Source organism: Xanthobacter tagetidis (assembly GCF_003667445.1).
Lineage (GTDB): Bacteria > Pseudomonadota > Alphaproteobacteria > Rhizobiales > Xanthobacteraceae > Xanthobacter > Xanthobacter tagetidis.
The window spans coordinates 106,475-127,588 of the sequence record NZ_RCTF01000009.1; the positions used below are offsets into that span (position 1 = coordinate 106,475).

A 21,114-nucleotide genomic window follows, 5' to 3' on the forward strand; every position below is an offset into this window, starting at 1 on the left:
TCAGCCCACGGAAAGGATGCCGGTGTCGAGCCAGTATCCCTGGTCGCTGTTCAGGGTGTTGAGCACGAGCTCCATCTTGGCGCGGACGTCCACGCCCTTGGCGTCGAAGGCGCTCTCGATGCGGAATTCCTCCTTCATGGATTCCGCCCGCAGCACGGCGTCGGGAATCTCCTCGTCGCGCTGATCGTCGCCATTGCGCTCCAGCACGATCTCGATCGGCCGGCTCACCCGCGCCACGTCGAGGCCGGGCCGCATGCGCAGCCGGTACAGCGGCGAGGCGATCCAGCGCTCCAGCGGCAGCTGGCGGTAGCCGAGCCACATGGGCGCGTAATAGGCGAATGTCGCGCGCTGGCCGGCGCTGCCGCGGCGCTGGTCGAGGTCGATGTCGCGGAAATAGAGCTTGGAGTTGAGCAGGCGACCATCGCGCTCCATCTCGCCGATGTATTTGGCGGTCGAGCGCAGCCCGAGCCGGGCGGTGAAGATCGTGAAATTGGTGATCTGGCTCTCGGCGAGGGCGCACAGCATGCCGCCCACGGCGGTGGTGGTCTTGGGGTCGCCGATGCGCCGGTTGTCCGAGCTGCGGAACGGGAACCACCCGCCGGTCTTGTAGAGATGCAGCGGAATGACCCGCTCCGGCCGGATCGCCAGCTTGTTGACGATGAGATCGACCACCGCCGGCAAGCGAGAAGGCCGGCCCGACAGCAGCAGCACGTCGCAATCCAGCTCGTTGATGGCCTCGCACATGTTGTTCACCACATGGTCGAGCACCGAGTGCACGACCTGGGCGATGATGGCGTCGTCGTGCTGGAACAGGCAGTCGGCGACGGCGAAATCCGTCGCGCCCTGCTCGCGCGCGGGCAGGTCGATGAAGTCGGTGATGCGCCGCGGCGGCAAGGCGAGGCGCGCGGTCTTGTTGGTCGCGCCCGCGAAGAAGTCGGTGAGCGGGCGGGGGCCCGGCGGCACGTCGGTCTGCGCGCCCCGCTGCTCCGCCTCGGACAGGATCTTGAGCGCGATCGGCTCCAGGACGCGCAGCACGAACTGGCGGCGCAGGTGCTTTTCCTGCTCGGCCATGTTGGCGCGGTCGCCGCCGAACCGTTCCAGCAGGAAGCCGCGGGGGTCGGGGTGCCCGGTCTCGGCGAGGCGGGTCTGGATGGCGGGCAGGACGAGGCGCTCCACCACGCCCTTGAGGATGTCGTCGCCCGCCGTGCGGAATCCTTCGCGGAAGTTCTGGGTGGGCTTGATGGCGCGCCCTTCCAGATAATAGGTGGTGATCATGAGGTCCGAGGTGCCGCCGCCCACGTCGATCGAGGCGATGCGCACCGAGGGCTCGGGCACGGCGGCCGGCGCCGGCTGCTGCTCCGGCTCGGAGAACGGGCGCTTCTTGCCCATCAGCCGCATCAGCGCCTCGGTGGACCCTCCCAGCTTGCCCGTGATCTCTCCATAGAGGTAGACGAACTGGACGCAGCTGGCCTCGTCCCAGCTCACATGCACCTCGGGCAGGACGAGGCCCGGCGGCGGGTCGTCCCACCAGCCCATGAGCTTCCAGATGAGCTTGACCGCCCCCTCTGCCCGCGAACGCATCAGCCGCTGTTCCTGCACCGAGATGGCCGGGGGCAGGGTCATGATGATGCGCCGGAGCTTGCGCGGGGAATCCTTGGTCTTGCGCTGCTCGCGGACCGCCGGATTGTTGATCATGCTGAGCGCGTGGCAGAGGATTTCCGCCACCATGAACGTGAACAGCGAGGAGCGCGAGAAGGACAGGCGCGTCGCTCCCAGCCGGTCGTCGGCGCTCATCGGGAAGCCATAGCGCTTGCGGTCGATCTCCAGTTGCTCGATCACGTCGCCCTTGAGATTGACGAACTGGCGCAGCGCCCGATCGATCAGCGGGCTCGTGCCGTCGGCGGCATAGTCGCGCTCCGGAAAGCGCCACTCCTGGTTCACCGCCTTGACGTCGCACAGATAGCGTTTCGGGCTGGACAGGCCGGTGCTCGCCTCGTTGCCCTGGGCGCCCTGGCGGAAGCGGGCGGCCTCCGGCCCCACCCGGACAGGGCTCGGCCAGAAGAAGGCGCGCGCCCGCGCCGAGCGCACCGACAGGTGCTGGCGCCCGAACCGCGCCTCGGAAAACTCGATATGGCTTTCGAACGGCTCGGTATAGGTGCGCTCCGGTTCCGACAGGTCGCGCAGGCCGAGCACCAGGGAATTGTTAAGGTCGACGCTGTCGTCGTTGGGATGGGATTCGATGAGGATGCCGCAGGTGCGGCTGTTGCCCACGTCCAGGATGAGATCGACCGACACCGGCTTGATCACCGGATTGGCCGAGACCGTATCCACCAGCCGCATGATGCGCGGCTTCACCGTGATCGAGAGCAGTTCGAGGAAAGCGAGATAGCGGGCGCAGTCCTCCAGCGCATGGGGGAAGTCGCTGGCGCGCAGCGGACGGTCGGGATTGAGCGCCTGCTTGAACTCGCGGAACATTTCGGAAAGCCAGGCCGGCACCCAGTCCTGGAACCCGGCCAGCATCCTGCCCTCGTCGCCCGGAATGGGCGCGCCGAGGAACCAGGCGATGTCGGCGAAGGAATAGGCGAAGCGGAACTCGTGGTCGTTCGAGGCGTCCTCCCGGCTCGGCGCGGTGTAGGGGCGGTTCTGCCGCCGCTCCATGAGCTCGGTGTCGAAGGCGAAGATGACGCGGTGGCTGATCGCGCTGCCCGGTCCCCGCTCCGGCGCCTCCACCACCCGCACGCGCGCCCAGTTGGTCGGGCCGTGGTCGAGCGCCTCCACCCCGCCGGCGCGGCTCTTGATGCGCAGCATGGGCACCGGCACCCATTTCTCGCTGAACACCTCCAGGGCCTTGCGCTCGTCGATGGTGTAGGTGTGATCCGCGGGCAGCTCGGGGCCGTCATAGGCGCGCGACGGATTGGCTTCGTCCCAGGCGGTGATGAGCTCGTAGGTGCTTTCGCCGTCAGAGTGGCCGACCTCCCGCTCGATGAACCTGCGGGAGAAGCGCACCACCTGGTCGATGTTGAACCCGTACTCCACGAACTGGATGCCGCTGTTCGGCACCAGCCGGATGGTCGGACCAAAATCGACGAGCTTCGCGTACATGTCCCCCGAACTCCTGCCTTCAACAGCCCAAGCGCACCGTTGGCCTAAGCTGAAGCCACTGGTGAGCGTCCCCCAATCATATCCGCAGACTACGATGAGGTGCACCGGATATGATATTAAAAGATTACGTAACCACTATTTACTGGGTAAGAGGCCACGTAAATTCGAATAAGGGCCTCCACTGCTTGAGGGGGGATGAAGGGACCGTGCCTTCAAAAACTTTGACATCTCGCCCATTGACACGAAGAACAGCAGAAAACGGAATGGACGAACGTCTATCCTCGTTGAGACTGTGAAGTTTGACAAAAACTTTATAGATACCGCGCATGGATGGTTCTTGCGGAAAAATCATGTGTTCGACCGGCGCCTGCAACTCTCCTCCGATATTCATGTCCCTCATCAACCTGCCACCGCAGCCGGTGAGCCCTGAATGGGAAACCTGCGTTCCGTCTGGGCAAATGATCTTCAGGTCGAGGTCGGGCCTGCCGTTCCACGCAAGAGTAATCTCAACATTTCCCCGCTCCAGCTGGCTCCTGCGCTCCTCGATGTCGGGAACGGACTGCGGTCGCGGGGCCGGTGGCGCCGGCGGCGGACACTCGGCCGTGCAGCGCCCGGTCTTCTCGGCCAGGGCAAGTTCCCGCGCCTTCAGCTGGGCTTCCGCCGCCCGCTGCTCGGCTTCGACCGCCTTCAGCGCGGGACTGTCGGTGATGGCGGGGCAGTGATCCGGCAGGATGTGGCGGAGCACGCTTGGCCAGAGCGGCCCGAGGCCGCAGGACAGGAGCAGCCGCGCGGCCACCGCCAGCGCGAGCAGCGTCAACAAGATCCAGGCCAGGATGCGAAGGATCATCCGCCGCCGGGCGGCCGGGTCCGGGGGAGGGGGCGATGAGGTCGACGAAGCAGGCGCTTCGGGCGGCGGCGGGGCGTCTCCGCCCGAAGCCGCGCCCGAAGCGGCGCCCGACGCGGCGGCGAGGCTCCGGTCCGACGGTCGCCGGCCGGTGAGGGCGCCTGCGGCATTTGCCGCCGACACGGTCATGCCGGACTGCAGCCGGTAGCCCCAATCCACCAGGACCGGACGCCCGTCCACCACGTAGATGCGCGCGGCGTCCGGCACCACCAGCGCATCGCGCAGGAACCGGGCGAGTTCCTGAGAGACGGCGCCCTCGGAGGTCATCCGCTCGGCCAAGGCGTCGATGTCGGCCTGCAGCTGAACGAGCTGGGTATAGGCGCGGCTGGCCGCGTCCTGCGGGAGCGCGGCGAGCTGGACCGCCTCGCCCGTGCCCTTCACATACCAGGCCGTATCCGCCTCGCCCGTGCCCATTGCGCCGAGCGGAACCGGCTCGGCGAACAGATAGGCGTGGTCCGGCCCGAGCCGGCTCGCCAGCAGCGAGACGAGTTGGTCGTATTGGCCGATCAGCTTGGGATTGACCGGCTCAAGCCCGCGCCGGCTCGTCTCTGTGACCTTCGTGACCTCGGACATGGCGCTGGGCTCAGTTCTGCCGGGGAGTCTGAACGGGAGGGGCGGCGCCGCCCGCGGCGGGCGCTGGCGGCCCGCAAACGGCGTCGTCCTTGGGCGGGGTGACCGAATGGCTCGACAGGAAAGCGGCGATGCCGTCGCTGCCCAGCGCGTAGCGGGCGACCACCGGCAGGTCACGGGCGTCGGCGGGGATGCCGAATGTATTGATCCCGAGCACCCGGTCGCACATGTCCACCAGCGGACCGCCGCTGTTGCCTTTGGAAATGTCGGCGCTGTGCACGATGAACGTGACGCCGGCGCCTTCATGCGGCTGGAGATGGTTGATGATGCCGGCGGTGAAGTTCGGCACCAGCCGTGCCGCGCTCGACGCGTCGCCGCGGATCAGGCTGGCGAAGGCATCGTCGTTCCCCATGACGAGACCGGGGAATCCGGCCGCGATGGCGTTCTGCATCAATTCCGGCCTGGTGGTGAGCTTGAACGGCGCAGCGTTGGCCTGTGGCGCGACCCTGAGCAAAGCATAATCGTCCAGTCCGTCGCCGCTCGTGGCGATCACCTGGGCATCCACCACCCCCACGACCTTGCTTGCCACCTTGGCCTGACGCCGGTCTTCCACCACGTGCTGGTTGGTGACGATCAGATCCGGCGCGATGAAGAAGCCCGACCCGGTGTAGTTCCCCGAAATCACCAGCACCACGCCCTTGGAGATGCGGTCGGCCTTGCCCGTCATCTGTGGGGTCTGCGGCGGGCCGGCGGGCGCGGGGCTTCCCGGAGCGGGCTGCGGCGGATCGATCGCCGTCATCCGCGGCGGAAGGGCCGTGCTTTGACCCTGGCGCTGGAGGAAGGCCGGGCAATCGAGAAGCAGGAGGGCATCGATCTGCGCGATGCGTTGATTGGTCCGCTCCAGAACCGAGCGGGCGATTTCGAGCGCGCGCGCATGCTCCGGCGTGATCCATTTGTCGCCCGGAAAGGCCAGCACGCCGGGTATGAACGACAGTGCGAGGGCGATGCCGGCCCCCAGGCTGCCCAGCACGGCGCAGCGGCCATGCGGCTTAGGCTCGCCCGGAACGGATGCCGGCACCGCGGCGGCGGCGCGCGGCGCGCCGGTCTCGGCCTCGGGCTTCGCCGCAGGCGCCATCGCATGCGCCGCCTGCGGCGACGAAAAACGCCGCACCCATTCCGCACGGGATGCCACCGGCGCCGGGAAGTCGCCGGCATGGGCGCCGAGGATGCCGGCAAAGTGCCGGACCCGGGCGGCCTCGTCTTCGATCAGCCCGGCGGGGAGCATGCCCCAATCCACCAGCACGGGCTGCCCGCCGACACTGAGGATGGAGCCGCTCGACAGCAGGTTGAGCATCGCCGAGACGCGGGCGCCATTGGCCGGATCGTAGATCAGCGGACGCAGCGCGGCGAGGCGGGTCTCCAGAACCCGCGTGACGGTAAGCGCAGACGATGCGTCCAGATCCTCCAGAGGCCGGACGATGCCCTCATGGCGGGCATACCAATCCACGCGCGAATGCGCCGCTCCATTGCTGCGCGACACGCGCGGCTCTGCGAACAGCAGCGCGACCTCACGCCCAGAGCGCTGGGAGATGAAGCCAAAAAGATCTGCGAAAGACTCGATGACCGGGGTGTCGTCTATGGCGATGAGCGATACATTCTGAAGGACACGACCGCCTACGAAAAAATCAGCTCCTGTTTCCACGTCAGCGCTCGCTCGTTAGGGCCTCTCGCAGCACTCGACACATCGAATTTCAATTGGGCATTCTCAAAAATGTATAAAATTCCAACGCAGAACAACATTCGAAAACAGAACGGTTCTCATTTCTACTATCTGCGTCTTTGATTTCTGGATAACTTTGCATCGATGCAGAAAATCATATGCAATATATTATATAAATGGCAATCGGAATTTTTCGATCGGGCTGGAAGTTGACGTTACGTCGTTCGATCGGCGGCGGGGTGAAACGTAGCGCGCGGGGCGCGCGGCCGCATACCCCAAATGGAGTAGATCGCCCGAAGATCGCGGGGGTGCTCCGGCCGGGCTCTGACCATCGTCGTGAGGCCCAACGGAAAATTCGCATCACGCGGCGGGCCTTCGCATCGAGCCGGTCGATTTCGCTCGCGCACGGCAGTTCGGCCGCTTCGGCCTTGCGTGAGGGAGCCGCCTGCACGGTGAGGCTCTGATCGTCGAGATGGATACTGACCCCGCGCAGCCCGCCCACGTCGATCAGCAGGCCCGCTGGCGGAAGGGGTGGGATTCGAACCCACGGTGGGGTTTCCCCCACGGCGGTTTTCAAGACCGCTGCCTTAAACCACTCGGCCACCCTTCCTCGGCCTGGCGCGCGGGCGCCGGGTGAACGCTCATACCTCATGGCTTCCCCTGCCGTCGAGGCGGCTGTGCGGGGGCAGGGGAGGGAGCCAGGGGAGGGATCCGCGCTGGCCGCCGGGCCCGGGCGTCCACGCCGATATCGCGCTGTGGGGCCTTCGGCGCGCAGGAAAAACGTCACATTCCGCAAGGACCTCGTTTACCATGTTCCGGTTTATGCCGCATTTTCGCCGACATTGCCCCGCCCTTTGGCTGGACTGACGGGGCATCGGCCTCGGATCGCATGCATCCGCCGCGCGCGCCGATTCCGGCCGGGCCGGCACCGACGAGGGACAGGGATGAAGCCGACGTCAGACCGCCAGGCATCGGACGGCGCACCGCTCGGGCGTGCGCCGCGACGCCACGCTGCGGCGGGCGGCCTTCATCGGGCGGGTCTGCGCGGTGCTGGCCTTCGCAGTATCGGCCTTGCGCCCGCCGCGAGCCTCGTGCTCGCCGCTCTGGCGCTGGCCGGCTGCAGCGTCGCCGACAAGCTCTCCACCATCGATCCTGAACTTGGCGTGTCGGCCAGCCCCAAGGTGGTGGCGGACGGCGATCCCGTGCCGAAGGGCGGCGGCTACTACAAGCTCGGCAAGCCCTACACCATCGGCGGCAAGCAATATGTGCCGCAGGACAATCCCAACTATGTCGCCGAGGGCACCGCGTCCTGGTACGGCAAGGACTTCCACGGCCGCAAGACCGCCAATGGCGAGATATTCGACATGGCCTCGGTCTCCGCCGCCCACAAGACGCTGCCCATGCCGTCTTATGTGCGGGTGACGAACCTCGCCAATAAGCGCTCCATCATCGTTCGCGTGAACAATCGCGGACCCTATGTGGGCGACCGGCTGATCGACCTGTCGTACCGCACCGCCGAGCTGCTCGGCTTCGCCGGCAACGGCGTCGCCAGGGTGCGTGTGGAATATGTCGGCCGCGCCCCGATCGACGGCTCGGACGATACGCGCCTCGCCATGACCCTGCGCGACGACGGCAAGCCGGCCGAGCTGAACGGCACGTCCAATGTGATGGTCGCCTCCGCACGGTCGTTCGTGCCGGACGTGAAGGAGTCCGCGCCGCGCAACCAGGTGGTGCCGCTGCCCCTGAGCCGGCCTTACGATCTCGGCGAGTCCGCCGGCGCCCCCCGCGCCGATGCCCCGGCGCCCGCGCGCACGCCGTCCGGCACCGCGGTCGCCGCCGCCGGCTGGTCGCAGGGCGCGGCGCCCGTGTCCGGGCTCGGCTATGCCGGCGTACCCGCGGATGGCCGCTGATCCCTCTCCCTTCCGCTTGGCCGGTGCCGCCCCGCGCCCATCGCGCCGCGCCGCGCTGCTGCTCGCGGGAGCGCTCTCGCTGGGCGCGGGCTTTGGCGCCGGCCTCGGCGCCGCGATCCGGCCCGCCGCTGCGGCGGAAGGCGGCTTCCAGTCCGGCGCGCCCTCGGCGATCCTGGTGGACGCGGAGACCGGCACCATCCTCTACGAGAAGGAGGCCGACCGGCCGATCCAGCCGGCAAGCCTCGCCAAGGTGATGACCGCCGCCGTCGTGTTCGACCGCCTGAGCACGGGCAAGATCAAGCTCGACACGGAATTCTTCGTCAGCCCCGACGCCTGGCGCCGCGGCGGCGGCCCCTCGGGCGGCGCGGCCATGTTCGCCGAGGTGAACAAGCCGGTCTCGGTGGACAACCTGCTCACCGGCGCCTTCGCCATCGGCGGCAACGACGCCGCTCTCACCCTCGCGGAGGGCGTGGGCGGCTCGGAAAGCGTGTTCGTGCGGCTCATGAACGAGACCGCGCAGAAGATCGGCATGAAGAACACCGTGTTCCGCAATGCCACCGGCTTCGCCGATCCCGCCCAGCTCACCACGGCGCGCGATCTCGCCACGCTCGCGCGCCACGTGATCCGCACCTATCCGGACTATTACCCGGTGTTCGCCCGGCCGGGCATCGACTGGAACAAGATCCGCCAGCGCAACCGCAACCCGTTCCTGGAGGCAGGCATCGGCGCGGACGGACTCCAGGTGGGCTGGCTGAAGGACGTGGGCAACAACGCGCTGGTCTCCGCCATCGGCGGCGCCCACCGGCAGCGGTTGATCGCCGTGATCCTCGGCGCCAAGACCGAAAAGGAGCGCCTGGAGGAGGGCAAGCGCCTGCTGGACTGGGGCTTCCAGTCGTTCCAGCAGCGCGCGCTGTTCTCCGGCGGCAAGGAAGTCGCGCGCGCCAAGGTATTCGGCGGCGCGGAAAGCTCGGTCGGGCTCGCCGCGCGCGGGCCGGTCTTCGTGCTCGCCTCGCGCGTTTCCACTGAGCGCGTGGTGGCGCGCGTGACCTATCGCGGGCCGCTGGTCGCGCCGGTGGCGAAGGACACCCAGGTGGGCACGCTCACCATCTCCCGCGGCCAGGCCAAGGTGCTGGAAGTGCCGCTTTATACCACCGCCGACGTGCCCACGGGCTCGCTGGCCCGCCGCGCCTTCGACGGCGCCATGACGCTCACCGGCGACGGCATCCGCGACATGGTGGGCAAGGTGCTGGCGAAGCTGCACTGATGCGCCGCGGCCGCTTCATCACTTTCGAGGGCGGGGAGGGGACCGGCAAGTCCACCCAGGCCGCCCGCCTCGCCGCCCGCCTCCGCGCGCAAGGACGCGAGGTGGTGGAGACGCGCGAGCCCGGCGGCTCGCCGGGCGCCGAGGCGGTGCGCCATGTGCTGCTGTCCGGCGCCGCCGAGCCTTTGGGGCCGAAGGCCGAGGCATTGCTCTTCGCTGCCGCCCGCGCCGACCATGTGGACACGCGCATCGCCCCCGCTCTGGCCGCCGGCCGCACGGTGGTGTGCGACCGGTTCATCGATTCCACCCGGGTCTATCAGGGCGCGCTGGGCGCCGTGCCGGCCGCGCTGCTCGATGCGCTGGAGCAGGTGGCGGCAACGTCCGCGTGGCCGGACCTGACCTTCGTGCTCGACGTGCCGGCCGAGATCGGCCTCGCCCGCGCCGCGGGGCGCGGCGCCGCGGCGGACCGGTTCGAGAAGCAGGGCGCCGACTATCACGGCCAGGTGCGCGCCGCCTTCCTCGCGCGCGCCGCGGCCGATCCGCGCCGCTGCGTGGTGGTGGACGCCTCGGGCGACGCGGACCAGGTGGCGGCGGAGATCGCGCGGCTTGCGGAGGCGCGGCTCGCTTTGGCGGACGCCGCGTCATGAGCGCTGCCGCCGGCGAGGCGCTGGCCGCCGACGTGCTCGCGGACGCGCCGGCCCCGCGCGCGCAGGAGCGCCTGTTCGGCCATGCCGCGCTGGAGGCGGACCTGCTGGGCGACTGGCGCGCCGGCCGGCTGCCCCATGCGCTGCTGATCGGCGGGCCGGAGGGCATCGGCAAGGCGACGCTCGCCTACCGCCTCGCCCGCACCGTGCTTGCTGGCCCGGCGGAGGCCCATGCCGCGCACGACCTCTCGATCGCGCCCGGCAACCCGGTGTTCCGGCAGGTGGCGTCCCTCACCCACCCCGATTTGCTGGTGCTGCGGCGCGTGGCCGAGGCGGGAGAGGAGAAGGTGCCGACCCTTATCCCGGCCGAGATGGTGCGCCGGGTGCGGCCGTTCTTCGGCTCCACGGCAGCGGCCGGCGGCTGGCGGGTGTGCATCGTCGACGCGGTGGACGATCTCAACGCCTTCGGCGCCAACGCGCTCCTGAAGACGCTGGAGGAGCCGCCGCCCAACGCCTTGTTCCTGCTGATCTGCCACGCGCCAGGACGGGTCCTGCCGACGATCCGCTCGCGCACGCGCCTCGTGCGCATGCGCCCGCTCGCCACCGAGGAGGTGCTCGCCGCCCTCGACCACCTGAAAGGCGAGGTGGGCGACCTCGACGACGCGCTCCTGCCGGCCGCCGCCGAAGCCTCCGGCGGCAGCGTGCGGCGTGCCATCGTGCTGGCGCGCGGGGAGGGGATGGAGGTGCGCGCCGCCACCCTGCGGGCGCTGGAGCAGTTGCCGGACGTGCGGCCGGAGGAGCTCCACGCCCTCGGTGCGCGGCTCCAGGGCGACCGGGCGGACGGGCTCGATCTGTTCGTGGAGGCGGTGAGCGATTTCGTGGCCGCGCGCACCACCGCGGGCGCCGCCGCCGGCGATCTCGGCCGCCATCGCCTTTACCGCCTCGGCGAGGTGTGGGAGAAGGTGCGGCGCAGCGCGGCCGAGGCGGATGTGTTCAACCTCGACCGCAAGGCGCTGGTATTCCGGGTTTTCGCCGATCTCGCCGACGCCGTGCGCGCCTGACACCGTGCGCGCGACGCTGCCGGCGGAGCCATCGGCCGCACCGAGCGCCGGCGTGTCCGCCGGGCGCAGTGCCAAGAGCACAGCGATTTAAGAGCAAGCGATGTCGCAGAAGCCGTCATTCTACATCACCACCGCGATCTCCTATCCCAACGGCGTGCCGCACATGGGCCACGCCTACGAGGCGATCGCCACCGACTGCATCGCCCGCTTCAAGCGGCTCGACGGCTATGACGTGCGCTTCCTGACGGGCACCGACGAGCACGGCATCAAGATGCTCCAGACCGCCCAGAAGGCGGGACTGACCCCGCGCGAGCTGGTGGCGCGCAACACGCCGCGCTTCGAGGCCATGGTGGAGGCGTTCGACCTCTCCAACGACGACTTCATCCACACCACCGAGGAGCGGCACGCCCGCTCCAGCCAGGCGATCTGGAACCGCATGGCGGCGAACGGGGACATCTACAAGTCCACCTATGCCGGCTGGTACTCGGTGCGCGACGAGGCCTATTACGCCGAGGACGAGACCACGCTGAACGACCAGAGCGTGCGCGTCGGCCCCCAGGGCACGCCGGTGGAGTGGGTGGAGGAGGAGAGCTATTTCTTCCGCCTCTCCGCCTATCAGGACCGGCTGCTCGCCTATTACCGCGACAATCCCGGCTTCATCATGCCGGAGGCGCGCCGCAACGAGGTGGTGAGCTTCGTCTCGGGCGGGCTCCAGGACCTGTCGATCTCGCGCACCACGTTCGACTGGGGCATCCCGGTGCCGGGCGACGACAAGCACATCATGTATGTGTGGGTGGATGCGCTCACCAACTACATCACCGCGCTCGGCTATCCCGACACGGACGGCGAGCTGTTCCGCCGCTTCTGGCCGGCGGACGTGCACGTGATCGGCAAGGACATCATCCGCTTCCACGCGGTGTACTGGCCGGCCTTCCTGTGGTCGGCGGGACTGGAAGCGCCGAAGCGCGTGTTCGGCCACGGCTTCCTGTTCAACCGCGGGGAGAAGATGTCGAAGTCGGTGGGCAACGTGGTCGACCCGTTCGACCTCGCGCAGACCTACGGCGTCGACGCGATCCGCTATTTCTTCCTGCGCGAGGTGTCGTTCGGTCATGACGGGTCCTACAGCCACGAGGCGATCGTCAACCGCATGAATGCGGACCTCGCCAACGACCTCGGCAACCTCGCCCAGCGCTCGCTCTCCATGGTGGCGAAGAATCTCGACGGCGTGGTGCCGCAGCCCGGCCCGCTCTCGCCCGAGGACGAAGCGATGCTCGCGCTCGCCGACGGCATGCTGGAGAAGGCGCGCGAGGCGATGGAGAACCAGGCGGTGCACCTCTATCTCAACGCGGTGTGGGCCGTGGTGGCGGAGGCGAACCGCTATTTCGCCGCCCAGGCACCGTGGGCCCTGCGCAAGACCGATCCCGCGCGCATGGCGACGGTGCTGTGGGTGACGGGCGAGGTGGTGCGGCAGGTGGCGATCCTGGCGCAGCCGGTGATGCCGCAGAGCGCCGCCAGGCTGCTCGACCTCGTGGCGGTGCCGCCGGACGCGCGCAGCTTTGCCGCCCTCGGGGCGGCCGGGCGGCTTCCGGCGGGCCAGGCTTTGCCGCCGCCGGTGGGCGTGTTTCCGCGCTATGTGGAGCCGGAGGCGGGTGCCTGACCATGCGTCAGGTCTGCCCGTGGCTGCGACCTTGCTGCGCCGGGCGGAAAAATGCCTTAACCTTCTTCCAATTAGACTGTCCGGGTTCGACCAAGACGGTGAGACCGAGACGGCGAGGATGAGCGTATGTGGAGCGTAAGGACCGCGGGTGCGATCGCCGCGGCGCTGCTGGTGGCCGGCTGCGCCAGCGACCGTTCGCCCGCGCCCAGCGCGACCTATGATCTGACGCCGCAGATGGCGCCGCTGGAGCCGGCACCGGTGCCGGAAGGCCCCGCGGTGCCGCGCATCGAGGTGAGGCTCGCCGGCGCCGACGCGACCTTGGTGCGCGGCCGCCTCGCCACCGCTCGCCGGGCGCGCGACTATGCCATCACGGTGGACCAGCCATCCCACCTGGTCGCCGAGAAGCGCCTGCCGCCGGACGAGGCGCTGAAGCGCACCAACGGCGCCTCCTCCGACGCCGCCTTCCGGCTCGATTATGTGTTCAACACCTCGGGCGGAACCGTCACCGTGTCGCTGGAGGCGTCCATCGTCACCAATCCGGGACGGCCGGGCGAGAAGGTGCAGCCCATCACCATGCCGTCCTCCGACGCCGACGCGCTCAAGAGCGAGATCTCCGAATCCGCGTGAGGCGCCGTTCCCAGGCCAAGCGACGGCGCAGCCGGAGCATCGAGCCGGGGTCCAGGGGAAACTCCCGCGCAGCGGACAAGACCCAACGCCGCACCGCCTGCGGCGGAAAGTGTCGCCTGCGGCGTCTTCTTTGCGCTGGGTCCCGGCTCTTCTTCCGCTGACGCTCCAGTCGGCCGGGACGCGAGGGCGCGCCCGGAGCGGGCGCTTGGCCTGGCGGCGGGGCACATTGTTCCCCGGACAAGCGACGGCGCAGCCGGCAATCCCCCGCGCCGCAGCACGGCCCTTGAATCTGCCGGCAGCGCCGCTATATGAGGCTTCGGTCGGCAGTTCACCGAGGCGTCGCTGTCCCTTGCGGGAAGCTAAACCTGCCATTTCCTTCGGCTGACACTCCTCGCGGTGCCATGTCGCAAGCCAGCGACCACGACAGACCCCTTCGGCACCCCTTCGAGGACTTGTCATGTCGCGACCCGTCTTTCCCTATGTCGCCGAGGACGTCTCGGCGCTCGCCCGCACACTCGGACGCGAGATCGGCGCTGCCGGCGAGAAGCCGAGCCACGTCGTGCTCCTGAACATCCTGGCCCGCGCGGCGGGGTTCCGGAACTTCCAGCATCTGCGCGCCCAGTACACGGCCCGCGCGCATCTCGACGCGGCCGAGCGGCCGGCGCCGGAGCCCGCGCCGGTGGACCTCACCCGCGTCGCCCGCACCGCCCGGCATTTCGATGCGGCCGGCCGGCTCGCCCGCTGGCCGTCGAAGGCGAGCCAGCGGGCGCTCGCGCTCTGGGCGCTGTGGTCGCGCCTGCCGCGCGGGACCACGCTCGCCGAGAAGGAGGTCAACGGCCTCCTCGCCATGGAGCACGGCTTCGGCGATCCGCTGCTGCTGCGCCGCTTCCTGGTGGATGCGGGCCTGCTCTGGCGCACCCGCGACGGGCGCCAGTATCGCCGGGTGGAGCAGGCGCCGCCGGGCGAGGCGCTGGCGCTGATCCGCCATCTCGGCCGCCGCACCGCGCACTGAGGCCGTCATGCGGGACCCTATCCTGCGCACCGCCGGACCCACGGTGGTGACGACGGCGCTCGGCCCCGTCGAGGTGGTCGAGGCGGGGGAGGGCCGGCCGGTGCTGGCCCTCCACGGCGGCATGGGCGGCTTCGACCAGGGCCTGATCCTGGCCGCGGCCGTCCTCGGCGGCCCACCCGCCGCCGGCGTTCGCGTGCTCGCCCCCTCGCGCCCGGGCTATCTCGGCACTCCGCTCGGTGTGCGCCGCACGCCCGAGGCGCAGGCGGACCTCTATGCCGCGCTCCTCGACCGGCTCGGCCTCGGGCCGGTCCTGGTGACGGCGGTGTCGGCCGGCGGGCCGAGCGCGCTCGCCTTCGCCCGGCGCCATCCGGGCCGGTGCGCCGGCCTGGTGCTGGTCTCCGCCTGCACCGCCCGGCTCGACGTGCCGGCGCGGGTGCGCGCGCGCCTGCCTATGCTCAAGGCGATGTCACGCGTGCCCGGCCTGTTGCCGCTGATGGGCTGGCTCGCCGCCCGCCAGCCGGAGAAGGCGGCCCGCGCCTCCATCCTCGATGCCGCCGAATGCCGCCGCACCCTGGCCGATCCAGAAGCCGGGCCCCTGATGCGCGCGCTCCAGGAGAGCGTGCTGCACCGGGCGGCGGCGCGCCTGCCGGGGACGGCGAACGACGTTGCGGTATTCGCCGCGCTTCCCGCGCAGCCGGAAGGGCCGGTCGGCGTCCCGGTTCTGGCGGTGCACGGCACCGGCGACCGGGTGGTGCCGTTCGCCCACGCGGAACGGCTGATGGCGGCCGATCCTTCGGTGGAACTGATGGAGGTCGCGGGCGGCGAGCACGTGTGCCTGTTCACCCACATGGACGCCATGCGGGCGCGGGTCCGCGCCTTCCTCGGCCGCCTTGACGGCTAGCGCGGGCGGGGTGTGCCGGCGAGGCGCTCCACCACGATGACGGTGGCGAGCACGGCGATGGACTTGATGACCGCGCCTGGCAGGAAGGGTAGGGTGCCCTTGTCGATGGCGAAGGCGAGGCCCTTCTGCCAGGCGAGCCAGCCCGCGCCCAGCGCCATGATGACCGCATGGCCGAGAAGGATGGCGCCGAACAGCCGGACGACGTTCATCTTCGCCCAGCTCTCCTGGAGCCGGCCCACCAGCACCGCGGCGACGATGAAGCCGATGAGGAAGCCGCCCGACGGGCCGAGCAGCACGTCAAGGCCGGTGCGCCCGCCGGCGAACAGATGCAGCCCGCTGAGGCCGAGTCCCACATAGGCGACCAGCGCCAGCAGAGCGAGGCGCGAGCCGAGCAGCGCGCCGATCGCGAGCACCGCATAGCTCTGGAGCGTGATCGGCACCGGCTCCACCGGGATGGAGAGCTGTGCCGCCCAGGCGATGAGGGCGACCGAGACCACCACCACCGCCGCGCTCCAGGCCGGCGTGTGCTCGGCAAGCCGCGCGAAGACGGGACGGAAGGGGGCGGCGGCAGGAGGAGGAGAGGCGGTGGCGGTCATGTGTCAGGTCCTGGAACGATCGATCCGGGCCGCAATGCCCGCCGCGGCGATCCGGACGATGAGGCCGGATCGCTGTCCCGGTATGCGCCCCTGGCCTCCGCGGTCAAGCCCGGCTTCCGTAGATGCGGGGTGCCTCGACGCCGCACGGGGATCGGCTTATGTCAGGGCCCGACCCGGGCGGCCCGGCCGCCACCTTCCGATTGACCGGTTGCCCATGCTCGTCGACAGCCATTGCCACCTCGACTACCCCGACTTCGCCGCCGAGCTGCCCGACGTGGTGGCCCGCGCCCATGCGGCCGGCGTCTCGCACCTCGTGACCATCTCGACGCGGGTGAAGCGGTTCGACGAGATCCGCGCCATCGCCGAGCGGTTCGCGCCGGTCTTCTGCTCGGTCGGCACCCATCCGCACCAGGCGGCGGAAGAGCCGGACGTGACCGCCGACGATCTCGTGCGCCTCTCGGCCCATCCGAAGGTGGTGGCGATCGGCGAGGCTGGCCTCGACTATCATTACGACACCAGCCCCCGCGACGCGCAGGAGAAGGGGTTCCGCACCCACGTCGCCGCCGCGCGCGCGACCGGCCTGCCGCTGGTGATCCATTCCCGCGAGGCGGATGCCCATATGGCGGAGATCCTGGAGGAGGAGAGCGCGAAGGGCGCCTTCCCGTTCCTGCTCCACTGCTTCACCGGCGGGGCGGACCTCGCGAACCGCGCCGTGGCGCTCGGCGGCTATGTCTCCTTCTCCGGCGTCATCACCTTCAAGAAGAGCGAGGATCTGCGCGCCATCGCCGCCTCCCTGCCGGCGGACCGGCTGCTGGTGGAGACCGACGCGCCGTTCCTCGCGCCGACGCCCCATCGCGGCAAGCGCAACGAGCCGGCCTTCGTGCGCGAGACCGCCAAGGCCCTCGCGCAGGCGCGCGGCGTGAGCCTGGAGGAGATCGGCGCGCTGACCACGCGCAACTTCTTCACCCTGTTCTCCAAGGCGAAGCCTTGAGCCCCGCCGGGGTGCTATAGCTCTGCGCCGGGCTCGGCCCGGCGCGGGAGGAGACGGCCATGAACCACGACCGCTATGACGACGCCTTCATCCGCTCGGTCCTCGAAGGCGTCTCCACCATCGCCATTGTCGGCGCCAGCGCCAATGCGGCGCGCCCGTCCTATTTCGTGATGAAGTATTTGGCCGAACGCGGCTATCGGGTGTTCCCGGTCAATCCGGGGCAGGCGGGCAAGGAGGTGGCGGGGCTCACCTTCTACGGCACGCTGAAGGACATCCCCGAGCCCATCGACATGGTCGACGTGTTCCGCGCGCCCGAGCATGTGCCGGCGGTGCTGGACGAGGTGCTTGCTCTCGTCCCGCTGCCCAAGGTGATCTGGATGCAGCTCGGCGTGCGCAACGACGAGGCCGCCACGCGGGCCGAGGCGGCGGGGATGCAGGTGGTGATGAATCGCTGCCCGAAGATCGAATATGGCCGCCTGTCAGGCGAGATCGGCTGGACCGGGGTGAATTCCCGCACCATCTCCGCGCGACGGCCCAAGCTGCTCGGCGGCGGCGTCCAGCGCCTGTCCATCTCGCGCGGGCCGCAGGGCCAGAAATAGCAGAATACTTTCGCTATTTTATTCAAATCACAAATAGCCTAAGAAAACGGCAGACGCCGAAAGCCGAAAGGGGAGAACACCCATGAGCGAGCGCGAACCCGGATTTGCCACCCTGGCCATCCATGCCGGCGCCCAGCCCGACCCGACCACGGGCGCGCGGGCGACGCCCATCTACCAGACCACGTCCTTCGTGTTCGACGACGTGAACCACGCGGCCTCGCTGTTCGGCCTGCAGAGCTTCGGCAACATCTATACCCGCATCACCAACCCGACGAACGCGGTGCTGGAGGAGCGCGTCGCCGCGCTCGAGGGCGGCACGGCGGCCCTCGCCGTGGCCTCCGGCCATGCGGCGCAGCACCTCGTGTTCCACACGCTGCTCACGCCGGGCGACGAGTTCGTCGCCTCGCGCAAGCTCTATGGCGGCTCCATCAACCAGTTCACCCATTCCTTCAAGAGCTATGGCTGGAACGTCGCCTGGGCCGACCCGGACGACATCTCGTCCTTCGAGCGCGCCATCACCCCGAAGACCAAGGCCATCTTCATCGAGAGCATCGCCAATCCCGGCGGCGTGGTGACCGACGTGGCTGCGATTTCCGCCATCGCCAAGAAGGCGGGCGTGCCGCTGATCGTCGACAACACGCTGGCGACGCCCTATCTGTGGAACCCGATCAAGGACGGCGCCGACATCGTCGTCCACTCTGCCACCAAGTTCCTGGGCGGCCATGGCAATTCCATTGGCGGCGTTATCGTCGACGCCGGCACGTTCGACTGGATGGCCACCGACCGCTATCCCTTCCTGTCGAAGCCGCGCCCGGAATATTCCGGCATGGTGCTGGCCGAGACCTTCGGCAATTTCGCCTTCGCCATCGCCTGCCGCGTGCTGGGCCTGCGCGACCTCGGGCCGGCGCTGTCGCCGTTCAACGCCTTCCTGATCCTCACCGGCATCGAGACGCTGGCGCTGCGCATGGCGAAGCACTCCGAGAATGCGCAGAAGGTGGCGGAATATCTCGTGGCGCATCCGAAGGTGGCCTGGGTGAGCTATCCCGGCCTGTCCGGCGACCGCTACCATGCGCTGGCCGGGAAGTACCTGCCCAAGGGTGCCGGCGCGGTCTTCACCTTCGGGCTGAAGGGGGGCTACGAGGCAGGCGTCGGGCTGGTGTCCAACGTCGAGCTGTTCTCGCACCTCGCCAATATCGGCGATACGCGCTCGCTGATCATCCACCCGGCCTCCACCACCCACCGCCAGCTCAGCGACGAGGCGAAGACCATCGCGGGCGCCGGGCCGGACGTGGTGCGCCTGTCCATCGGCATCGAGGACGCCGCCGACATCATCGCCGACCTCGACCAGGCGCTGGCGAAGGTCTGAGGCCAAGCTTCGAGGCCTATGCCCCCTGCGGGCCGTAGACCTCGCGCGCCAGGTCGAGCCAGGCCCTGGCGGCGTGGGAGAGATAGCTGCCCTGCCGCCAGACCAGGGCCATGTGCCATTGCGTGCCCGGCTCGTCGAGCCGGACCAGCGCCACTGCCGGCGTCGCCCGCTGGCGGGCGATGGTGGCGGGCAGGAAGGCGATGCCGAGGCCCGCGCCCACCAGTTCCACGATGAAGTCGGTCTGCCCGCTGCGCGCCGCCACCTGCGGCGCGAAGCCGTTGCGGGCGCAGGCGTCCTCCAGCACCTTGTTGAGCGCGAAGCCGCTCTCGAACAGGACGAAGGGCGAGGCCTTGAGCGCCGCGAGGGCCGTGTGGGACGCGCCCGCGAGCGGGTGCGCCTTGGGCAGCACCGCCATCAGCGGCTCAAGCCGCACCGGCTGGGCGGCAAAGCCGTCCTTGGCGGGCAGCAGCGAGCCGGCCAGCTCCAGGTCGCCGTCGTGCAGCATCTCCTCAAGCCGCGCCGATCCATGCTCTGTAAGGCGGATGTCCACCCCCGGATAGCGCGCCCGGTAAATGGCGAACAGGGGTGCGAACAGGGTGCTGGCGCCCAGTGGCGGCAGGCCGAGCCGGAGGCTGCCACGCCGCAGGCCGCGCAGTTCGTCCAGTTCCGCAATCAGCGCCTCGCGCTCCGCCAGCAGCGCCAGCGCGCGCCGATAGGCGATCTCGCCGGCCGCGGTGAGCTGGCTGCGATGGCCGATGCGGTCGAGCAGCGGCAAGCCGAGTTCGTCCTCAAGCTGCTTCACCGCCTTCGAGACGGTGGGCTGGGTGGCGTTGAGCGTCTTGGCGGCGGCGGAGAAGCCACTCTGCCGCACCACCTCGACGAAGGCCCGGAGCGTGCGCAATTCCATACATATTCCGATATGGAATGAACCGAATTCAGTCAATTCATTTTCATCATGCTGCACTGCGCGGTACACAAGGACCGAGGGCACAGGAGGTGCCGCGCCATGCGTATCGGCATTCGTTCCACCAAGGCCCGCCACACGGCGCCGAATCAGCGTTTTCCGGCTGTCTTCCGGCCGGGACGGGCGGGAATGCTGCATCTCATGCTGCGCAACATGCGCCATATGCTGCATCGCAGCATGATCGCGCAGATCGGCGTGCTGGCGGTGTTCTGGGTCCTGGGCGAGGCCATCGTCCGGGTGTCCGGGCTGCCGCTTCCCGGCGGCATCGTCGGCATGGTGCTGGTGCTCGCTTTGCTCGCCTCCGGGCGGGTGCGGCCGATCGCGGTGCGGCGCGGCGCCGGCTGGCTGCTGGCGGAGATGCTGCTGTTCTTCGTGCCGGCCGTCATGGCGATCCTCGACCACCGCGAACTGATGGGCCTCGTCGGTCTGAAGGTGGCGGCGGTGATCATCGCAGGCACGGTCATGGTGATGGGCGGCACCGCGCTGGCGGTGGACCTCGCCTGGCGCTGGCGCATGCGGGGAGAGCGCAATGCTGCGTGACCCGCTGCTCGCCGCCCTGTTCTGGTCGGCCGTCACCATCGGCGCCTATGCGCTGGCGCGCCTCGCGCACCGGCGCTGGCGCGCCTGGTGGACCTCGCCGCTGCTCACCACGCCGCTGCTGGTCGGTGCGGCGGCGCTCAGCCTGCATACCGGCTATGCGGACTATATCCGCGGCACCCACTGGCTGGTGCTGATGATGGGGCCGGCCACCGTGGCCTTCGCCATCCCGATCTACGAGCAGCGCGCCTTGATCCGGAGCCACTGGCCGGTGCTGGCGGTGGGGGTGATGGTGGGCTCGGCGCTCTCCATGTCCACCGCTTTCCTGCTGGCAGACCTCATGGGCCTGTCGCAGCAGCTCCAGCTCAGCCTGATGCCGCGCTCCACCTCGACGCCGTTCGCGGTGGCCATCGCGCAGGACCTCGGCGGCACGCCGGACCTCGCGGCGGTGTTCGTCATCGCCACCGGAATCTGCGGCGCGGCCCTGGGCGAAGTGGTGATGAAGGCGATGCCGCTGCGCTCCTCGCTCGCCCGGGGCGCGCTGCTCGGCATGGGCGCCCATGGCGCCGGCGTCGCCAAGGCGCACCAGATCGGCGGCGAGGAAGGCTCCGTCGCCGGCCTCGTGATGGTGCTGGCGGGCCTGTTCAACGTGCTGATGGCCTCGGCGGTCGCTGCGTTGCTGCGCTGAGCGG

At 69.5% G+C, this 21,114-nt stretch carries 18 protein-coding genes and 1 tRNA gene; 13 read left to right on the forward strand and 6 right to left on the reverse strand.

Annotated features, from left to right (window positions below; translation table 11 throughout):
- The 4 genes from D9R14_RS12515 to D9R14_RS12530 form a co-directional block, all read right to left on the reverse strand.
- A complete protein-coding gene (locus tag D9R14_RS12515; RefSeq protein ID WP_121623669.1) occupies positions 1 to 3,102 on the reverse strand; it encodes a virulence factor SrfB in 3,102 nt (1,033 codons plus the stop codon).
- A gap of 139 nt (positions 3,103 to 3,241) precedes the next feature.
- Positions 3,242 to 4,579 (reverse strand): hypothetical protein, encoded by a 1,338-nt coding sequence (locus D9R14_RS12520; RefSeq protein ID WP_121623670.1) that lies wholly within the window; start codon positions 4,577 to 4,579, stop codon positions 3,242 to 3,244.
- A gap of 10 nt (positions 4,580 to 4,589) precedes the next feature.
- Positions 4,590 to 6,278 (reverse strand): S1 family peptidase, encoded by a 1,689-nt coding sequence (locus tag D9R14_RS12525; RefSeq protein WP_147453022.1) that lies wholly within the window; start codon positions 6,276 to 6,278, stop codon positions 4,590 to 4,592.
- 538 nt (positions 6,279 to 6,816) lie between these two features.
- Positions 6,817 to 6,906, reverse strand: a tRNA-Ser gene (locus D9R14_RS12530).
- 481 nt (positions 6,907 to 7,387) lie between these two features.
- Between D9R14_RS12530 and D9R14_RS12535 the strand changes: the two genes are divergently transcribed.
- The 8 genes from D9R14_RS12535 (at position 7,388) to D9R14_RS12570 (ending at position 15,369) form a co-directional block, all read left to right on the forward strand.
- Positions 7,388 to 8,206, forward strand: a complete 819-nt coding sequence (locus D9R14_RS12535) for a septal ring lytic transglycosylase RlpA family protein (protein WP_245420790.1) — start codon at positions 7,388 to 7,390, stop codon at positions 8,204 to 8,206.
- Positions 8,196 to 9,470 (forward strand): D-alanyl-D-alanine carboxypeptidase family protein, encoded by a 1,275-nt coding sequence (locus D9R14_RS12540; RefSeq protein ID WP_121623673.1) that lies wholly within the window; start codon positions 8,196 to 8,198, stop codon positions 9,468 to 9,470. Before D9R14_RS12535 ends, D9R14_RS12540 begins: the two co-directional genes overlap by 11 nt.
- Entirely contained in the window at positions 9,470 to 10,114 is a 645-nt protein-coding gene (tmk, locus tag D9R14_RS12545) for a dTMP kinase (protein WP_121623674.1), read from the forward strand. The genes D9R14_RS12540 and tmk overlap by 1 nt, the downstream gene beginning before the upstream one ends.
- Complete coding sequence (locus tag D9R14_RS12550; RefSeq protein ID WP_121623675.1) at positions 10,111 to 11,172, forward strand: DNA polymerase III subunit delta'; 1,062 nt, start codon at positions 10,111 to 10,113, stop codon at positions 11,170 to 11,172. Before tmk ends, D9R14_RS12550 begins: the two co-directional genes overlap by 4 nt.
- A gap of 100 nt (positions 11,173 to 11,272) precedes the next feature.
- The gene (gene metG, locus D9R14_RS12555; RefSeq protein ID WP_121623676.1) at positions 11,273 to 12,829 is read left to right on the forward strand and encodes a methionine--tRNA ligase; all 1,557 of its coding nucleotides are present in this window, start codon (positions 11,273 to 11,275) and stop codon (positions 12,827 to 12,829) included.
- A gap of 126 nt (positions 12,830 to 12,955) precedes the next feature.
- A complete protein-coding gene (locus tag D9R14_RS12560) occupies positions 12,956 to 13,456 on the forward strand; it encodes a hypothetical protein (protein WP_121623677.1) in 501 nt (166 codons plus the stop codon).
- 457 nt (positions 13,457 to 13,913) lie between these two features.
- Positions 13,914 to 14,468 (forward strand): DUF2087 domain-containing protein, encoded by a 555-nt coding sequence (locus D9R14_RS12565; RefSeq protein ID WP_121623678.1) that lies wholly within the window; start codon positions 13,914 to 13,916, stop codon positions 14,466 to 14,468.
- Between the two features lie 7 nt (positions 14,469 to 14,475).
- Positions 14,476 to 15,369 carry an alpha/beta fold hydrolase gene (locus D9R14_RS12570; RefSeq protein ID WP_121623679.1) on the forward strand — a complete coding sequence of 298 codons (894 nt, stop codon included), beginning with the start codon at positions 14,476 to 14,478 and terminating at the stop codon, positions 15,367 to 15,369.
- Here D9R14_RS12570 and D9R14_RS12575 read toward each other — a convergent pair.
- The gene (locus tag D9R14_RS12575; RefSeq protein ID WP_121623680.1) at positions 15,366 to 15,965 is read right to left on the reverse strand and encodes a biotin transporter BioY; all 600 of its coding nucleotides are present in this window, start codon (positions 15,963 to 15,965) and stop codon (positions 15,366 to 15,368) included. The two genes, D9R14_RS12570 and D9R14_RS12575, sit on opposite strands and share 4 nt — an antisense overlap.
- A 214-nt stretch (positions 15,966 to 16,179) precedes the next feature.
- Here D9R14_RS12575 and D9R14_RS12580 point away from each other — a divergent pair, with 214 nt between their 5' ends.
- The 3 genes from D9R14_RS12580 (at position 16,180) to D9R14_RS12590 (ending at position 18,921) form a co-directional block, all read left to right on the forward strand.
- On the forward strand, positions 16,180 to 16,956 hold the full coding sequence (locus tag D9R14_RS12580; protein WP_121623681.1) for a TatD family hydrolase: 777 nt from the start codon (positions 16,180 to 16,182) through the stop codon (positions 16,954 to 16,956).
- 59 nt (positions 16,957 to 17,015) lie between these two features.
- A complete protein-coding gene (locus tag D9R14_RS12585) occupies positions 17,016 to 17,555 on the forward strand; it encodes a CoA-binding protein (protein ID WP_121623682.1) in 540 nt (179 codons plus the stop codon).
- Between the two features lie 82 nt (positions 17,556 to 17,637).
- The gene (locus D9R14_RS12590; RefSeq protein WP_121623683.1) at positions 17,638 to 18,921 is read left to right on the forward strand and encodes an O-acetylhomoserine aminocarboxypropyltransferase; all 1,284 of its coding nucleotides are present in this window, start codon (positions 17,638 to 17,640) and stop codon (positions 18,919 to 18,921) included.
- A 16-nt stretch (positions 18,922 to 18,937) separates the two neighbouring features.
- Here the strand turns inward: D9R14_RS12590 and D9R14_RS12595 are convergent, their stop codons facing one another.
- Positions 18,938 to 19,828 (reverse strand): LysR family transcriptional regulator, encoded by an 891-nt coding sequence (locus tag D9R14_RS12595; protein ID WP_121623684.1) that lies wholly within the window; start codon positions 19,826 to 19,828, stop codon positions 18,938 to 18,940.
- A 186-nt stretch (positions 19,829 to 20,014) separates the two neighbouring features.
- Between D9R14_RS12595 and D9R14_RS12600 the strand changes: the two genes are divergently transcribed.
- Positions 20,015 to 20,425, forward strand: coding sequence for a CidA/LrgA family protein (locus D9R14_RS12600; RefSeq protein WP_121623685.1), 411 nt, complete (start codon positions 20,015 to 20,017; stop codon positions 20,423 to 20,425).
- On the forward strand, positions 20,415 to 21,110 hold the full coding sequence (locus D9R14_RS12605; protein ID WP_121623686.1) for an LrgB family protein: 696 nt from the start codon (positions 20,415 to 20,417) through the stop codon (positions 21,108 to 21,110). The genes D9R14_RS12600 and D9R14_RS12605 overlap by 11 nt, the downstream gene beginning before the upstream one ends.
- Positions 21,111 to 21,114: the final 4 nt, after the last annotated feature.

Bases quoted from the DNA above. Each gene is read 5' to 3' on its own strand.
- D9R14_RS12520 (WP_121623670.1), bottom strand. From the start codon at position 4,579: ATGTCCGAGGTCACGAAGGTCACAGAGACGAGCCGGCGCGGGCTTGAG.
- D9R14_RS12580 (WP_121623681.1), top strand. From the start codon at position 16,180: ATGCTCGTCGACAGCCATTGCCACCTCGACTACCCCGACTTCGCCGCC.
- D9R14_RS12600 (WP_121623685.1), top strand. From the start codon at position 20,015: ATGCTGCATCTCATGCTGCGCAACATGCGCCATATGCTGCATCGCAGC.
- D9R14_RS12575 (WP_121623680.1), bottom strand. From the start codon at position 15,965: ATGACCGCCACCGCCTCTCCTCCTCCTGCCGCCGCCCCCTTCCGTCCC.
- D9R14_RS12605 (WP_121623686.1), top strand. From the start codon at position 20,415: ATGCTGCGTGACCCGCTGCTCGCCGCCCTGTTCTGGTCGGCCGTCACC.
- D9R14_RS12590 (WP_121623683.1), top strand. From the start codon at position 17,638: ATGAGCGAGCGCGAACCCGGATTTGCCACCCTGGCCATCCATGCCGGC.
- D9R14_RS12585 (WP_121623682.1), top strand. From the start codon at position 17,016: ATGAACCACGACCGCTATGACGACGCCTTCATCCGCTCGGTCCTCGAA.
- D9R14_RS12560 (WP_121623677.1), top strand. From the start codon at position 12,956: ATGTGGAGCGTAAGGACCGCGGGTGCGATCGCCGCGGCGCTGCTGGTG.
- tmk (WP_121623674.1), top strand. From the start codon at position 9,470: ATGCGCCGCGGCCGCTTCATCACTTTCGAGGGCGGGGAGGGGACCGGC.
- D9R14_RS12515 (WP_121623669.1), bottom strand. From the start codon at position 3,102: ATGTACGCGAAGCTCGTCGATTTTGGTCCGACCATCCGGCTGGTGCCG.
- D9R14_RS12540 (WP_121623673.1), top strand. From the start codon at position 8,196: ATGGCCGCTGATCCCTCTCCCTTCCGCTTGGCCGGTGCCGCCCCGCGC.
- D9R14_RS12570 (WP_121623679.1), top strand. From the start codon at position 14,476: ATGCGGGACCCTATCCTGCGCACCGCCGGACCCACGGTGGTGACGACG.
- metG (WP_121623676.1), top strand. From the start codon at position 11,273: ATGTCGCAGAAGCCGTCATTCTACATCACCACCGCGATCTCCTATCCC.
- D9R14_RS12565 (WP_121623678.1), top strand. From the start codon at position 13,914: ATGTCGCGACCCGTCTTTCCCTATGTCGCCGAGGACGTCTCGGCGCTC.
- D9R14_RS12550 (WP_121623675.1), top strand. From the start codon at position 10,111: ATGAGCGCTGCCGCCGGCGAGGCGCTGGCCGCCGACGTGCTCGCGGAC.
- D9R14_RS12595 (WP_121623684.1), bottom strand. From the start codon at position 19,828: ATGGAATTGCGCACGCTCCGGGCCTTCGTCGAGGTGGTGCGGCAGAGT.